Origin of the sequence: Pseudomonas sp. SG20056, assembly GCF_031764535.1 — a bacterium.
Classification (GTDB): Bacteria; Pseudomonadota; Gammaproteobacteria; order Pseudomonadales; family Pseudomonadaceae; genus Aquipseudomonas.
In genome coordinates this window covers 3,107,943-3,123,038 of the sequence record NZ_CP134499.1, presented here as the reverse complement: position 1 = coordinate 3,123,038, position 15,096 = coordinate 3,107,943, and the positions used below count along the sequence as shown (strand labels likewise).

The following is a 15,096-nucleotide window of genomic DNA, read 5'->3' as shown; positions in this document are numbered from 1 at the left end:
CTCTACTTGGCGGGCAGGCCTGCGATCTCTTTTTATTGCCTGCCGGGCTCGGGGCGCCGGGGCTGGATGCATGGCTGCAGTGCGCGTTATGAGGCTTTTCGCGGGGGATGAAACAAGGCCACGCTGAAAAATAGCGCGCGACTCTATCACAGTGATCCGCGTTTACGCGCCGCCGAAGTGCCTGCCCCGCCCAGCGGCGGTTATACCTATCAACCGGTCGTCAGGCGGGCTAGGCTAGGGCCTTTGCGCGGCCATGAGGTTGTTATGTCCAACGATGATGCGAACGCTATGGCGGTTGAAACCCTGACGATCGTTGAAGCGCGGGTGCTGGGTTGCCTGATCGAAAAGCAGCTGACTACCCCCGAAGCCTATCCCCTGACGCTGAATGCACTGGTGCTGGCTTGCAATCAGAAAACCAGTCGTGAACCGGTGCTCAACCTTACCGCTGGCCAGGTCGGCCAGGCCCTGCGTAGCCTGGAAGGGCGCGAAATGGCGCGCCTGGTGATGGGCAGCCGGGCGGATCGCTGGGAGCACCGCGCCGACAAGGCGCTGGAGTTGGTGGCGGCGCAGGTGGTGTTGCTGGGGTTGCTTCTGCTGCGCGGCCCGCAGACCATCAACGAGCTGCTGACCCGCAGCAGCCGCATGCATGATTTTGATGATGCCGAGCAGGTGCAGCATCACCTTGAACGTTTGATCAGTCGCGAACTGGCTTGCCTGTTGCCACGCCAGTCGGGGCAGCGTGAAGACCGTTATATGCACGTGCTGGGTGACCCGGCCGATTTGCAGGCTGCATTGGCGGCCAGAGCCAGTGAGCCGCAGCGCGCGACGGCGGTCGGTCAGCAGGATGAGCGCCTGGAAGCTCTGGAGGCGCGGATCGCGGCGCTGGAAGAGCGCTTGGCGCAGTTGGAGTCGCCTGCGCAATAAACAAAAAAGGTGCTCGATTGAGCACCTTTTTTTGTGTTGCCTATTAGCTGTGATCAGCTAAAGCGCAGGCCGGGTGTACGTTCAGCGCCACCTTCAGCGACACGGTTTGCGCCAGTGCGGTCGGCACCGTCTTCGGCTACACGCAGACGCTCTTGCAAACGATCAGCGCCACCTTCAGCGACACGGTTTGCACCAGTGCGGTCGGCACCGTCTTCGGCTACACGCAGGCGCTCTTGCAGGCGATCAGCGCCACCTTCAGCGACACGGTTTGCACCAGTGCGGTCGGCACCGTCTTCGGCTACACGCAGACGCTCTTGCAGGCGATCAGCACCACCTTCAGCGACACGGTTTGCGCCAGTGCGGTCGGCACCGTCTTCGGCTACACGCAGGCGCTCTTGCAAACGATCAGCGCCACCTTCGGCAACGCGGTTTGCACCAGTGCGCTCAGCGCCGCCTTCAGTTTGCAGGTTGCTACCAAAACCCATCAGGGTCTTTACGCTGCTGTCCTGCATTTCACCCAGCAGTGGCTGCGGGTTGTTCTGTGGCAGGGCAAAGGCGCTGATGGACAGGCTGCTCAGGATCACGGCGGTAAGAATTTGCTTTTTCATGTTCAGGCTCCTCGTAAGGGCGGGTGTAAGTGAGTACAGAGCCAATCATACTGATGAAAATTTGATGAAGAAGTGCAGGCTGGGCATGGTAATCATCGATGGCATCGATAGTAGGGTTAATGTTTTATTTATCATGTTGTTATATTGTTTTTTGAGTGTCTAAATGATGGTTTTTGGAGCGATTGTGCATGATCATTAATATCTAATTTGTCGATGTATTGCGTTTGCTAGCCTGCGCTTCAGGTGGTGGGCATGGCTTTGCTTGAAATATCGAACGGCTGGTGCGTATTTTGTACGCTTCGCCGTTCGACTACGGCCTCTTGCATCAATAAGGACAACAGCAAATGAGTACCCTCGACCGCACCGCCCTGGCTGAGCTATTGCGTGGTGTTGATGAAGTTGAATGTGTGACGCCCGATCTCAATGGCGTGCCGCGTGGCAAGGTGATGACGGCTGAGGGTTTTCTGGAGGGGCGACGCTTGCAGTTGGCGCGCGGGGTTTTACTGCAATGCATCATGGGTGGCTATCCAGCGCCGTGTTATTACGGCAGCGATGACGGTGACCTGGCATTGAATGCTGAGCCGACGCAGATTCATCGGCTGCCTTGGAGTGAAACGCCGCGTGCGTTGGCCATCTGTGATGCCGATGAACTGGATGGGCGCAGCTCCGGTTTGTCGACCCGCGGCCTGCTTAAACAGGTGATTGCGCGTTATGCCAGTCATGGCTGGCAGCCAGTGGTGGCGACCGAGCTGGAGTTTTTTGTATTTTCCCGCAATGCCGATCCGCTGCAGCCGTTTCAGCCGCCGCTGGGGCTCGATGGCCGGCGTGAAGATGGCGGCTCGGCCTTCAGCGTCAGCTCCAACAATGGCTTGCGCCCGTTCTTCCGTGAGGTCTATCAGTGCATGGCGGCGCTGGGTCTGCCGCGCGATACCTTTATGCACGAGATGGGTGTCAGCCAGTTCGAGATCAACCTGTTGCACGGCGATCCGCTGCTGCTGGCCGATCAGACCTTTCTGTTCAAACACCTGCTCAAGGAGGTCGCGCTCAAGCACGGGCTCACTGTGGTTTGCATGGCCAAGCCGCTGGCGCATACGCCGGGCAGCTCCATGCATATTCATCAGAGCGTGGTGGAGCAGGGCAGTGGGCGGAATATCTTCAGCGCGGCCGATGGCCAGGCAACGCCGGCGTTTTACCACTTTATCGCCGGACAGCAGGCGGCCATGGCCGATTTCACTCTGCTATTTGCCCCGCATGTAAATTCCTATCAGCGCCTTTGTCATCCTTATGCTTCGCCGAACAACGCCTGCTGGTCGGAGGATAATCGCGCCGCCGGTCTGCGTATTCCCGCCAGTGCGCCTGTGGCGCGGCGGGTGGAGAATCGCTTGCCGGGCGCCGATGCCAATCCTTATCTGGCGTTGGCGGCGAGCCTTGCAGCGGGTCTGTATGGGATTGAGCAGAAGCTGCAGCCCAGTGCGCCGATTCAGGGTGAGTTCGAAGTGCCGGACGAATTGGCGCTACCCTGTACCATGCATGCCGCGATTGAACGTCTCAAACGCAGTACGCTGGCACTGGAACTGTTCGGCAAAGAGTTCATCGAAGGCTACATTGCCAGTAAGACATTGGAGCTCACCAGCTTCTTTGACGAAATTACCCCGTGGGAGCGCCGTGTATTGGCGGCTCACGCCTAGGAACCTGTCTACGACCTGCTGCGCGTCGGCCCTGCTGGGTCAAAAACTGGCTAGGATGCTCATTACAACTCGTGCACGTGTGTGCGAGCCCAGTCCGCTTCCTCGCCTGTTTTGATCAGCCGAAGGCTGTTACTGACGTAAAGCCCTATAAGGCTCTCGCTCGCGAGATCGTAAACAGGCTCTAAAAACCTGGCTGCCGAGCATGGTTTCGGCAGCACATTGGAGCCATGTGCCGCCCCATGTCTGTGATCCTCAAGTCATTTAGTTCGCTGTATTTCGCCACCCTGTTGATGCTGTTGGGCTCTGGTCTGTTGAGTACTTACCTGGCACTGCGGCTGGCGGAAACGGCCGATGGTTTGTGGGTCGGTGCGCTGATGGCGGCCAACTATGTGGGATTGGTGCTGGGCGGCAAGATCGGTCATCGGCTGATTGCCCGGGTTGGTCATATTCGTGCCTATGTTGCTTGTGCCGGTGTGGTAACCGCGGCAGTCCTCGGGCATGGGCTTAGCGACTGGCTACCCAGCTGGCTGCTGCTGAGGATGCTGGTCGGTCTGGGCATGATGTGCCAGTACATGGTGATCGAGAGCTGGCTCAATGAGCAGGCAGAAACCAGCCAGCGCGGCCAGGTGTTTGCCGGCTATATGGGGGCCTCTTACCTCGGGCTGATCCTCGGCCAGTTGGTGCTGGTGGTGCATCCGACGCTGGGCCTTGAGCTGCTGATGCTAGTGGCGTTGTGTTTTGCCCTGTGTCTGGTGCCGGTGGCATTGACTCGCAAACTGCATCCTGCGCCCTTGCATCCAGCGCCGCTGGAAATGCGCTTCTTTATCGACCGTGTGCCGTTGTCGCTGACCACCATTGTGGTGTCGGGCCTGCTGATCGGCTCGTTTTACGGCCTTGCGCCGCTGTATGGCGCGCGTATGGGCTTGTCTACCGAGCAGATCGGTCTGTTTATGGGCTGCTGCATCATCGCTGGTCTGGTGGTGCAGTGGCCGTTGGGCTGGTTGTCTGACCGACATGACCGCGTGCAGCTGATTCGCGGCTGTGCCGCCTTGTTGGCGCTGGCTGCGTTGCCGCTGGCGATTCTGTCGCAGGCCAGCTTGCCGCTTTTGTTCGCCGGCGGTTTTGCGGTGTGCGCCTTGCAATTCAGTCTCTATCCGCTGGCAGTGGCGCTGGCCAATGACCATGTCGAGGCCGAGCGACGGGTATCGCTGACGGCCATGCTGTTGGTCACCTTCGGTGTTGGCGCGAGTATCGGGCCGTTGCTGGCTGGCGTGCTGATGCGCTTTCTCGGCGCCAACATGCTGTACGCCTTCGTCTGTGGCTGCGCCTTGATTCTGGTGCTGCGTATTCGGCCGGAACGTGTCACTCACCTGCATCAGGTCGACGACGCACCGTTGCATCACATTCCCATGCCGGACAGCACCACCAGCTCGCCGCTCACGGCAGCACTTGATCCGCGTGTCGATGAGCAGGTAGTGCATGAGCAGATGCATGACAACAGCGCCGTGCAAGAGCCGGGCGCCGAACCAGCAGGGGAGTCGCCTACTCACACAGAGACGCGCGGATGACGCCGCTGCTTAGTGTGGTGATCCCGGTGCGCAATGAGGCTCAGGCGCTGCCGGCCTTGTTGGATGATCTGATGGATCTGCGCGCTGGTGGTGCCGAGTTGATCCTGGTCGATGGGGGCAGTAGTGATGGCACCTGCGAGCTGGCGCTGGGGCGGGTTGATCAGTTGCTCAGAACCGCCCCTGGTCGTGCATTACAGATGAATGCTGGCGCCGCGTCGGCGTGTGGTGAGTACCTGTGGTTCGTGCATGCCGATACGCGGGTCAGTGTTGAGGCGTTGGAAAGTCTGCAACGCACGCTTAGCGAGCGGCCGCTGTGGGGGCGCTTTGATGTGCGCCTGTCCGGGCCAGGTCTGGCATTGCGAGTGATTGGTGCGATGATCAGCCTGCGTTCGCGCCTTAGCGGGATTGCCTCGGGTGATCAGGGCATATTCGTTGCCCGGCAGCGATTTGAGGCTTTGGGCGGTTATGCGCAGATTCCGCTGATGGAGGATTTGCAGCTGTGCCGTCGTTTGAAGGCGCTGGCTCGCCCGCGTTGCCTGCGGCCACCTTTGTCGACCTCCAGTCGGCGCTGGGAGCAGAACGGGATCTGGCGTACCGTGATGCTGATGTGGTGTCTGCGCCTGGCCTATTACTGTGGTGCCAGCCCGGACAAGCTGGCTCGTCAGTACCGTCGAGGGTCGCTGCTATGAACCTGTCGATTTCATTGCATATGCTCGCGCGAGCGCCTGTTGCCGGGCGGGTGAAAACGCGTCTGATCCCGGCCTTGGGTGCTCAGGGCGCCTGCGATTTGCAGCAGTTGTTGCTGGAGCGTGCGCTGCAGTTACCGGCGCTTGGCTTTAGTGAGCGTTTTCTGTGGTTGGATGATTTACCTGATGCGAATTTGCAGGCGTTTGCGCAACGTCTTGGTTGGACGCTGGTCGAGCAACCGGCGGGCGACCTGGGTGAACGCATGCGTCGTATCGCCACCCTGGGGCTGGCGGAAAGCGATGCGGTGATCCTGATGGGCAATGACTGCCCGGCACTCGACGGCGATTATCTGCGGGCGGCTTGCGGCGCGCTGCAGGAGCAGCCCGTGGTGATCGGTCCGGCAGAAGATGGTGGTTACGTGCTGCTGGGGCTGCGCCGTATAGATGCTGCCTTGTTCAGCGATATGCCCTGGGGGACGGAGCGGGTCTTCGATATGACGCTGCAGCGGCTGCAGCAGCTGGACTGGCGTCCGGCGCTGCTGCCTGCGTTGTGGGATGTGGATCGGCCTGAGGATTTATCACGCCTGGCGGCACTGAATATTCTGATCTAGAACAGTCCGTCACTCTCGAAGCGCCGCGCTTCACGTTGCAGCTGGTAGACGAAGCGTTCGACCAGGCGCTGCTCTTGACCATTGATGCGGTGAAAACGTGCGCCAACAAAGGTGGTGTCGACCTTATCTTCATACTGCACATGACGCATTTCAATGGCGGTGGTCATGGCGCCAAAAGGAAAACGGGCGGTAAACCGCTCGTATACCTGGCCTGCTTGCAGGCTGCTGCTGATATTGCCGGGGAAGCGCAATTTGCAGCCGGTAGCAGAGATATCCAGTAAATGTCCGGGTATGGCTGTGCGTAGTTTATCGCCGGCCAACTCGATCTTGATCAGTTCGCTTTGCTTGAGCGGGGCGCGGAAGGCGCTGCGTCGTTGGTGGTAGGTCACCTCAAGCGGCATCGGGCTGAAATAGCAGCGCGCACCTTCATGTTCGGTGATGCGCACGCTCTGTTCGCATTTCCAGGCTACACGTACACCTTCATGGAAGGCTTCGACATTGAACGCCTCGCCATTGGCCAGGTAGCGCTCGCCATCATTTGGCACCAGCTCATCGAGAATCAACAGGTTCTTGTCGCGATCAACGTTGATCACGTAGCTCTGGAAGCGTTGATTGCGTTCGTGGAAGGTGATGATCAGCGGGTCATGGTTTTGTTGCAGTTGGCGCAGGTTGGCAACTATTTCCACCGGTGCCTTGAGCACCTTGGGTGGCTGCGGGCCATCTTCCTGGCTAAAAGGACTGGACACGGTCCATAACTCTCCGAGCAAATGCTATGGCACTAGCATACTGGCAATGTGACAGTATGTCCCCTGTGCCTTTTATAGGTTTCAGGCCTGGCTGAGCGGGCGCTGCTGGCCGATTCTAGCGGCACTGCCGCGACTGTCATAGAGGCTGGGAGTATCGTTGCCACGCAGAATGCCGAGCATGCTGTGAGTCGATGCCTGGCTGGAGCGAATCAGCCTGCCATTGCGCAGGTTGGCCGCTTGGCAGCGCTCAAGCAGGGCGTTGAGTTGATCGCCACGCTCAAGCAGCAGTTCGCCCTGGCTAGATTGTGTGGCAAGCACTTGCAGGCCTGTGCGGTCGGGGCTGAGGTTGAGGCTGGCGAGTAGTTGACTGCGCTCCTTGCCATGCTGGTCAAGCAGATTCAATAGCGGCAGCTTGTCAGCCAGAATGCTCTGCAAGCGGGGGAGGTCGCGGTCGCTGAGGGCTTGGAATTCGGTGTCGATCAATTCAAGCAACTGCTCGGCGGTGCCGATATCGTTGGTGAACAGTTCAAGCAGGCTGGTGTCGTGCATTGCGGGCTCTTCGGGGTAACAGACGCTGCAGGATGTGGTGTGCAGTGTCTATTGGGCGACCAATTACCCCAGCGTAGCCCGGTGACTAGCGCTGGGATTCGAAATTAAGCAGTTTGCTGGCGACGCGCTGGCTATCGACTTGGTAGCTGCCATCTTCGATCGCCTGCTTGAGCTGAGCGACGCGTTCTTTGTTGACGGTCGGCTGATCGCGCAGCTTTTCGCTGACTTTTTGCAACTGTTGGGCCTCGCGGCTCAGCTGTACCGACTCACCGCTCTTGCCGGCTTGCTGCGCCTGCTCGACGGGGCTAGGTACATTGCCGGGTTGTTTACCGCCGATGGCTTCGTTCTGGCCACCTGCCTGCGCACTGCCGGTCCGCCCCGAATTGGCTGGCGATGCGGCATTGTTGAGCCGGTTGATGTCAATGACCATGATGCAAAACCTCGAACAGTGTTTGGACGCTTGCCTAGCTTGTCGGCATTGACCTGGAAAACTTTAGGACAAAAAAGTGTGCGTCAGGTAACAGTCTAAACACAGTGTGGATAATCGTCAGCTCACCAAGTGCACAAAGTTAAAACAAGAATCATGCCTACATCGCCACTTCAACTTGTCCAGGGCCAACTACTCTGGCTCTGATCACTCGATTAGAGCGTTGATTGCGCACGCTGATCTGTTTGCCAATCGTGCCGTCCGACAAGGCTTCGCCGGGCATACGCACACTGATGCCAGCGCTGCGGGCGCTGATCACCACCTGATCACCTTTGCGTATGGCTTCGGCCATTTGCACATGAATCGGCGCAAGCACCTGATCAGGCAGCAGTGGGCGCGTCAATTTTTTGCCGATTGCCTGCTTGAGGGCAGTGAGATAGCCCTGGTTGAGTAGCCCAACATCTCGTTCGGCTAACACCACATCCATATCCGTCAGCAGATTGTCGCGTTTCAGCGGGCGACTGGCGATCACCACTTCGCGGTATAGGCGTACTTGCCCAGGCACAAACACTGTCCAGGGGGCCGCACCGTCACAGCGCACGCGTAAGGTCACGCGGCCAATAGGCTCAGCAGGGCTTTCCAGGGTAGTAGTCAATGGCTGCGGGCACAGCGGCAGGCGCAAGCGTGGGTCGAGTCGGTTGATTTGAATCTCATGGCGGCCAGCGATGTTGCTACGCTGTAAATAATCACTCACCGCTTGCTCAAGAAAAACTTCGCCAGCGCCGATAAGTTGTTCAGGCCGCGTGGCGTTGGCTGTTGCCAAAGCGCTATAGCCGAGTGCCAGCAAAGCGGGTACAACTGCCAGCCAGTAGCGGCATTTTGCCAGTGAGTGTCGGTTAGTTGTCGTTTCAGTGTTCATATGGGTTGGATAGCAAGGCGCGTGCCGCCTGCTACGCTGACAGCAATCTGTTACTCAAATAAGGAGTTTGGGTATGGCCGGTGTGATGGATTCGGTTAACCAGCGAACTCAGTTGGTTGGACAGAATCGTTTGGAGTTGTTGCTGTTTCGTCTGAACAGCAACCAGCTGTATGGGATCAACGTGTTCAAGGTGAAAGAGGTGCTGCAATGCCCCAAACTCACCATCATGCCGAAATCCAGTCCGGTTGTTCGCGGTGTCGCCAATATCCGTGGCGGCACTATCCCGATTCTTGATTTGTCCATGGCCACCGGTAGCGCGCCGCTGGCCAATATCGACAATAGCTTTGTGATCATCACTGAGTACAACACGAAGGTTCAGGGCTTTTTGGTGCACTCGGTCGAACGCATCGTCAACATGAACTGGGAGTCGATTCATCCACCACCCAAGGGCACCGGGCGTGACCATTACCTGACGGCGGTCACCCACCTGGACGACAAAATGGTCGAGATCATTGATGTCGAGAAGATTCTTGCCGAGGTGGCGCCGACATCAGAAGTCATTTCAGAAGGCGTTCTGAATGCCGAAACCCAGGCTCGTGCGGTCAGTAAACGTGTACTGACTTGCGACGACTCATCGGTGGCGCGTAAACAGGTAACCCGCTGCCTGGAGACTGTTGGCGTTGAGGTGGTGGCGCTGAACGACGGGCGTCAGGCGCTGGATTATCTGAAGGCGATGGTTGACGAAGGCAAAAACCCTGCAGAGGAGTTTTTGATGCTGATTTCCGACATCGAGATGCCGGAAATGGATGGCTATACGCTAACCGCAGAGATCCGCGCTGATCCGCGCATGCAAAAGCTGCACATCATCCTGCATACTTCGTTATCGGGCGTGTTCAACCAGGCCATGGTGAAGAAGGTCGGCGCGGATGATTTTCTCGCCAAGTTTCGCCCGGATGACCTGGCTGCACGGGTAGCTGACCGCATCAATATCGCGGCAGGGGACTGAGGGCCTGGCCCTCAGTGAATCATATGTTTGTCGAGGCCTCGCGAGTGTCTACAGGTAATTTGGATTTCGAGCAGTTCCGGACTTTCCTGGAAAAAGCCTGCGGCATCCTGCTTGGCACCAACAAGCAGTATCTGGTTTCCAGTCGGCTCAACAAGTTGATGGAGCAGAACAGCATCAAGACCCTGGGTGAGCTGGTGCAGCGCATGCAGAGTCAGCCACGCAGCGGTCTGCGTGAGCAGGTGGTTGATGCCATGACCACCAACGAAACCCTCTGGTTTCGCGATACTTATCCGTTCGAGGTACTGAAGAACCGTGTGCTGCCGGAGATGATCAAGGCCAGCCCCGGTCAGCGCCTGCGCATCTGGTCGGCGGCTTGTTCCTCCGGTCAGGAGCCTTATTCGTTGTCGATGACTATCGATGAGTTTGAGAAGACCAATATTGGTCAGCTCAAGGGCGGCTTGCAGATTGTTGCCACCGACCTCTCACCGACCATGTTGATCAACTGTAAATCCGGTGAATACGACAGTCTGGCGATGGGGCGTGGGCTTTCCCAGGAGCGTCTGCAGCGCTACTTCGACCCCAAGGGGCCGGGGCGCTGGGTGGTCAAACCGGCGATTCGTAGCCGTATCGAGTTTCGCCCGCTGAACCTGCTGGACAGTTACGCCAGCCTGGGCAAGTTCGATGTGGTGTTCTGCCGTAACGTGCTGATCTATTTCTCGGCCGAGGTGAAGAAGGACATCCTCACGCGCATTCATGCCATGTTGAAGCCCGGCGGTTATCTGTTCCTGGGGGCTTCTGAAGCGCTCAATGGTCTGCCTAACCACTATCAGATGGTCCAGTGCAGTCCTGGAATCATCTACAAGGCGAAGTAACAGTCGTTGTATTGAAAAACGGGAGGCATTGGCCTCCCGTTTTTTATTGTGGACAGTTTTTGATGCTGGCCCTACGAGTTGCTGACCCGCGTCGCGGGGCTGGGTGGCAAGCACTGGCTGTGGGTATCCGGCTCAAGGTAGGGCTGCAGAATTGGGGCCATGCCCTTGAGTACCTGCACCGGTAGTGCGGAGGTGAAGCGAAAGCTTTCTGCCGCGCGGCCTGGGACGAAAGCGGTAAGCGTCCCGTAGTGGCGAGCGCCGAGGTAGAACACGAACGTTGCCGTACGGTTCATCGCCCGCGAGCTGAGTACCCGGCCACCGGCGCCGACGGTTTCGATGCGGTTATCGCCCGTGCCGGTTTTGCCGCCGACTTTCAGCGGTTGGCCGTCGGCCTGGATAAAGCTGCCCAGCAAGCGTCGCGCAGTGCCGGCCTCAACCACATCGGCGAGGGCGCTGCGCAGCGCGGCCGCTACCTCGGAGGCCATGACTCGCTTGCCCTCGGTATGGTCGCGTACCACCAGAGTGTCATAGGGGGTATCCGCGGCGAAGTGCAGGCTGTCGATGCGTGCAGTGGGCTGTCGAATGCCGTCGTTCTGAATAATTCCCACCAGCTCGGCCAGCGCCGCCGGGCGGTCGCCAGAGCTGCCGATGGCGGTGGCCAGCGACGGCACCAGATGTGCGAAAGGGTAGCCGAGGTTCTGCCAGCGCCGGTGAATATCGAGGAAGGCTTCCACCTCGAGCATGATGCGGATGCGACTGTCGCGGGCGCTCTTATGCCGGCTGCGGAACAGCCAGCCGTAGACTTCCTGGCGTTCGTCCTGGCTGGCGGCCACCGCATTACTGAAGGTGGCTTGCGGTTGTTCGATCAGGTAGCCCAACAGCCACAGTTCAAGCGGGTGGACGCGGGCGATATAGCCCTGATCAGGCAGGCTGTAGGTGCCGGGGCCGTAGCTCTTATAGAGCTCGGCGATGCGCTTATCGCTGAGCTTTTCCTGGGGCAGGTATTTGCGCAGGAAGGCGGCGAAGCTGGCTTCATCGCTATGCGGCATCAGGTAGCGGTGCACGGCGGCGAGCCGTACCGAGGTGTGGCGCAGGCCGTTGAGAAAGGTGTCCAGGCGCTGCTGCTCCGGCTGGCCCTGGTATTTGCGCCAGAAACGCAGCAGGAAGGTAGTGCCTTCACGGTCGGCGAAGTCCTGCAGATAGGCCTGGCGGCGTGGATCCTTGTCGTCCTTGAGCAGCTCGGCACTGTTGTTCGGGCCCTGATAGGTGCTGTAGCGCACCAGATCACGCATCAAGCGGATAAATGGCAGGTTCAGCGATTCGCGCAACGCTTCACGCATGCTGGCAATGCGCTGGTTATCTTCGCGGCGGAAGTTGGCGAAGGTATGAATGCCGCCGCCAGTAAAGAAACGTTCCCCAGGGCTGGCCGAGTATTTGCGCTCCAGCGCGGCATCCAGCATGGCTGGCAGGCTGGCGTTGGGAGTGCTTTGCAGATAACCGATGGCCCAGCGGGTGAGGTTGTCCTGGGCGTTGACTGCGCGCAATTCTCTGGCGCTTTGGCCGGCATGACGCTGATGTAGTTCGGCAATGATTTCCAGGTAGGTGGCCAGTACCCGGAGCTTGGCGGTGGAGCCCAGTTCCAGCTTGCTGCCTTCGTTGATATCGAACGGTTGGTCGGTGCTATCGGTTTGCACGCGCACGACGCTGCCGTTACTGGTGCGTTCGAACAGGGTGAAGCTGTAGCGCACGTCGGCGGTCTTTTCCGGGGACAGCAGGCGTTCGCCAAACAGACCGATCTGCCCGGCAAATTCCGGGTCGGCCAATTGCTGCAGGTATTGACTGGCGGCTTGCTGCAGTTCGTTGTTCAGCGTGCTGGTGGCGCTCAGATCGAGGCGATCCAGGTCATACAGCGGCATGTTGAGCATGGCTGACAGCCGCGCCCGCGAAACGCTGATGCCCTTGTTACTGTCCACCACCTGCAGGTTGGGCTCCAGTGCCCAGTCGCGGTAGGCCAGTGGCTGGTTCAGCGCCGCATCGCGTAGCGCCGCGTCAATCAGGCCGCCGCCGGCCAGCAGGCGGATATGGCTATCGGTCAGTTCGGCCAGGTCATTACGGCCCTGAGCCAAGTAATAGGACGGGCGGCGCTGGGCAATCATCAGGGCCAGTACCTGACGCAGCGCCAGGCCGCGCTCGGCCAGGCTGGCATCTGGTGAGCGTGCTGGGTCGAGTAGCAGATTGACCTGGGCGAAGTCCGCGCCAAACCAGATGCGCAGGCCATCGGCCAGGCCATGCACTTCGCCATGCCCGGGGGCGGCGGAGAGCGGCACGCTATTGAGGTAGTCGCGCACGATATTTTCCCGTGCAGCCAGTGTCTGCGGGCCGCTCTGGTAGGCGCGCACGCTGGCGGAAAGCATCTGCCGCAGTTTCTCCGTGGCCGACAAGGTCAGGCCATCCGGGGAGTGGCGGTATTTCTCCAGCTGGGTTGCCAAGGTGCTGCCGCCTGCAGACTGGTCCTGCATATCCAGCAGCTTGCCGACCTGGGAGATGGCCGCCATAACGAAGCGTGGCCAGTCCACTGCCGGGTTGGCCAGCGGCTGCTCGGGGTCGAGCAGTTTGCGGTTTTCGATAAACAACAGACTGCCGGCTACCAGTGGCGGGATGGCGTTGAAGCTTGGGTAGCGCTGCTGTGGGTAGCGGAACTCATAGAACGGCGTGCCGCTACAGTCACTGATGCGCAGTCCGCTCTGGATCTTCTCCGGGTAGGGTACAAACAGGCCGCGCTGGGCATAGTCGAGCAAGGCGGGGGAAAACTGCGCCTGTTGCTGCACAACAAAGTTGCGCTGGCCAAGGCGTTCCAGCATCAAGGGCAGGTAGGTGTAGCCCTGGCGCTTATCGAAAGGGCCTTCCTTGGGGTAGATGATCGATGGGCTGGGCCCCGGTTTGACCCGATAACTGAGGGTTTGCGCATAGCGGCTGAGCTCCTGAGCCTGCAAGCGCGAGGTGCGGGCTTCTTCGACAAGCAAAAAACCGCTAGCGATGCACAGCAACAGAACAAGCAGCCAGAAGGTGACTTTCAGCTTGCTGGTGCGCTTGCGCCGGTTGGGTTGCTCGCCGGCCGGCAGGGTGGTGATGTCGAGTTGCCAAGGTGCGCCCATATTCATTTAGCCTGATGTACTCATCCATAGGTTTGACAGGTTGCTGAATAACATCAGCGGGCTTAAACACTGAGTTCCTCTCAGCTGGCCACTGTCTGCAGTTTAGCCGCTGGCGCACCGGGCAGGCCGGGATGGGCTTGGCAGACGGAGGGTTTTTCATTGTTTTTTATCTGCCGATACGTGGATTAAGTGATCAGCGGCAACACAGATGTCCCGCAACTGGCGCAGGATTGCCTCTGGCGTTGCGGGCAACTGCAGATTGCTAGAATTTTGCCGTGACGGAACAGGCGACGAGTGAGCTATGCAGCGCGACCATCGGGAGCAACTCAACCTCAGCTGGCAGGCTAATGCTGATGCCTGGACGGCGGCCGTGCGCGAGCAGCGCATTGAAAGCCGTCGACTGGTGACTGATGCCGCCATCGTTCAGGCGATTCTCGCCCTGGCACCCAAGCGTGTGCTGGATCTGGGCTGTGGCGAGGGCTGGTTGTGCCGTGGGCTGGTCGAGCATGGCATTGAGGCGGTTGGCGTGGACGCTTCCGCCCCGCTGATCGCCGTGGCGCAGCAGGCGGCGACAGGTGCATCGCAGTACCGCGTATGTGGTTATGCCGAGCTGGAAAGCCAGGCTGAGCTGCTGGGCCGTTTCGATGTGCTGGTGTGCAACTTTGCCCTGCTGGAAGAGCCCTTGGCACCGACCCTGAATGCCTTGCATGGTTTACTGGCGGAGGGCGGTCGCTTACTGATCCAGACCCTGCATCCCTGGCGTGCCTGCAACGATGCGAGCTATCGCGACGGTTGGCGGGTGGAAACCTTTGCCGGCTTCGGCGAGGGCTTTGCTCAGCCGATGCCCTGGTTCTTCCGCACGCTGGAGTCCTGGCTGGCGTTGTTCAGTGAAACCGGCTGGCGCCTGCAATGGCTACAGGAGCCGTTGCACCCGGAGAGCGAGCAGCCGGTGTCGCTGCTGATGCTGCTGAGCTCCGAGCGCAACTGATCAGGCCTGATAAAGCCTTCAGTCGACGATAAACAGCCGCGCCCCGCTGGCGGTTGATGAGCGATGCGCTTCAGCTTGATCAGCCACCTGATAGCTCATGCCTGCCGTCATCACAAAGCGCCGACCATCTTCCAGCTCGGTGTGCAGTTCGCCTTCGAGGCACAGCAGGATGTGGCCTTTCTTGCACCAATGATCGGCCAGGTAGCCGGCGCTGTACTCGACCATGCGCACGCGGATGCTGCCAAATACCTGGGTGCGCCAGTAGGCCATGCCGGTCTCGCCGGCATGTTCGCTGCGTTCAATCTGACTCCAGTCGGTAACGCCGAATGGGATATCGCTGATGTTCATA

General features: G+C 59.3%; 15 protein-coding genes. 8 read left to right on the top strand and 7 right to left on the bottom strand.

Annotated features, from left to right (window positions below; translation table 11 throughout):
* The first annotated feature begins 264 nt into the window (after positions 1-264).
* Positions 265-924, top strand: a complete 660-nt coding sequence (locus tag RHP75_RS14860) for a DUF480 domain-containing protein (protein ID WP_311088866.1) — start codon at positions 265-267, stop codon at positions 922-924.
* 53 nt (positions 925-977) lie between these two features.
* On the opposite strand, the gene RHP75_RS14855 is transcribed toward RHP75_RS14860, so the two are convergent.
* Positions 978-1,532, bottom strand: coding sequence for a phage infection protein (locus RHP75_RS14855; RefSeq protein WP_311088865.1), 555 nt, complete (start codon positions 1,530-1,532; stop codon positions 978-980).
* A gap of 446 nt (positions 1,533-1,978) precedes the next feature.
* Between RHP75_RS14855 and RHP75_RS14850 the strand changes: the two genes are divergently transcribed.
* The 4 genes from RHP75_RS14850 (at position 1,979) to RHP75_RS14835 (ending at position 6,085) form a co-directional block, all read left to right on the top strand.
* Positions 1,979-3,220, top strand: coding sequence for a glutamine synthetase family protein (locus RHP75_RS14850; RefSeq protein ID WP_311091953.1), 1,242 nt, complete (start codon positions 1,979-1,981; stop codon positions 3,218-3,220).
* A 239-nt stretch (positions 3,221-3,459) separates the two neighbouring features.
* Positions 3,460-4,788, top strand: a complete 1,329-nt coding sequence (locus RHP75_RS14845; protein ID WP_311088864.1) for an MFS transporter — start codon at positions 3,460-3,462, stop codon at positions 4,786-4,788.
* The gene (locus tag RHP75_RS14840; protein ID WP_311088863.1) at positions 4,785-5,477 is read left to right on the top strand and encodes a TIGR04283 family arsenosugar biosynthesis glycosyltransferase; all 693 of its coding nucleotides are present in this window, start codon (positions 4,785-4,787) and stop codon (positions 5,475-5,477) included. Before RHP75_RS14845 ends, RHP75_RS14840 begins: the two co-directional genes overlap by 4 nt.
* Entirely contained in the window at positions 5,474-6,085 is a 612-nt protein-coding gene (locus tag RHP75_RS14835; protein ID WP_311088862.1) for a TIGR04282 family arsenosugar biosynthesis glycosyltransferase, read from the top strand. Before RHP75_RS14840 ends, RHP75_RS14835 begins: the two co-directional genes overlap by 4 nt.
* Here RHP75_RS14835 and RHP75_RS14830 read toward each other — a convergent pair.
* The 4 genes from RHP75_RS14830 to flgA form a co-directional block, all read right to left on the bottom strand.
* Entirely contained in the window at positions 6,082-6,831 is a 750-nt protein-coding gene (locus RHP75_RS14830) for a flagellar regulator YcgR PilZN domain-containing protein (RefSeq protein WP_311088861.1), read from the bottom strand. The genes RHP75_RS14835 and RHP75_RS14830 overlap by 4 nt on opposite strands.
* Before the next feature lie 81 nt (positions 6,832-6,912).
* Positions 6,913-7,380 carry a flagellar export chaperone FlgN gene (locus RHP75_RS14825; protein ID WP_311088860.1) on the bottom strand — a complete coding sequence of 156 codons (468 nt, stop codon included), beginning with the start codon at positions 7,378-7,380 and terminating at the stop codon, positions 6,913-6,915.
* Positions 7,381-7,465: 85 nt separating this feature from the next.
* Positions 7,466-7,810 (bottom strand): flagellar biosynthesis anti-sigma factor FlgM, encoded by a 345-nt coding sequence (gene flgM / locus RHP75_RS14820; protein WP_090387969.1) that lies wholly within the window; start codon positions 7,808-7,810, stop codon positions 7,466-7,468.
* Between the two features lie 157 nt (positions 7,811-7,967).
* Positions 7,968-8,726, bottom strand: coding sequence for a flagellar basal body P-ring formation chaperone FlgA (gene flgA, locus RHP75_RS14815; protein WP_311088859.1), 759 nt, complete (start codon positions 8,724-8,726; stop codon positions 7,968-7,970).
* A 73-nt stretch (positions 8,727-8,799) separates the two neighbouring features.
* On the opposite strand from flgA, the gene RHP75_RS14810 reads away from it, so the two are divergent.
* Together RHP75_RS14810 and cheR are read left to right on the top strand one after the other, a co-directional pair.
* The gene (locus RHP75_RS14810; protein ID WP_090248441.1) at positions 8,800-9,732 is read left to right on the top strand and encodes a chemotaxis protein CheV; all 933 of its coding nucleotides are present in this window, start codon (positions 8,800-8,802) and stop codon (positions 9,730-9,732) included.
* A 44-nt stretch (positions 9,733-9,776) separates the two neighbouring features.
* Positions 9,777-10,604, top strand: a complete 828-nt coding sequence (cheR, locus tag RHP75_RS14805; protein WP_160015726.1) for a protein-glutamate O-methyltransferase CheR — start codon at positions 9,777-9,779, stop codon at positions 10,602-10,604.
* A 71-nt stretch (positions 10,605-10,675) separates the two neighbouring features.
* Here cheR and RHP75_RS14800 read toward each other — a convergent pair whose 3' ends face one another.
* Positions 10,676-13,759: a transglycosylase domain-containing protein gene (locus tag RHP75_RS14800; RefSeq protein ID WP_311088858.1), complete on the bottom strand. Its 3,084-nt coding sequence runs from the start codon at positions 13,757-13,759 to the stop codon at positions 10,676-10,678.
* Between the two features lie 301 nt (positions 13,760-14,060).
* Here RHP75_RS14800 and RHP75_RS14795 point away from each other — a divergent pair, with 301 nt between their 5' ends.
* Positions 14,061-14,747, top strand: a complete 687-nt coding sequence (locus RHP75_RS14795) for a class I SAM-dependent methyltransferase (protein WP_311088857.1) — start codon at positions 14,061-14,063, stop codon at positions 14,745-14,747.
* A gap of 18 nt (positions 14,748-14,765) precedes the next feature.
* On the opposite strand, the gene RHP75_RS14790 is transcribed toward RHP75_RS14795, so the two are convergent.
* Positions 14,766-15,095: a DHCW motif cupin fold protein gene (locus RHP75_RS14790; RefSeq protein ID WP_311088856.1), complete on the bottom strand. Its 330-nt coding sequence runs from the start codon at positions 15,093-15,095 to the stop codon at positions 14,766-14,768.
* Between the last annotated feature and the right edge of the window lies 1 nt (position 15,096).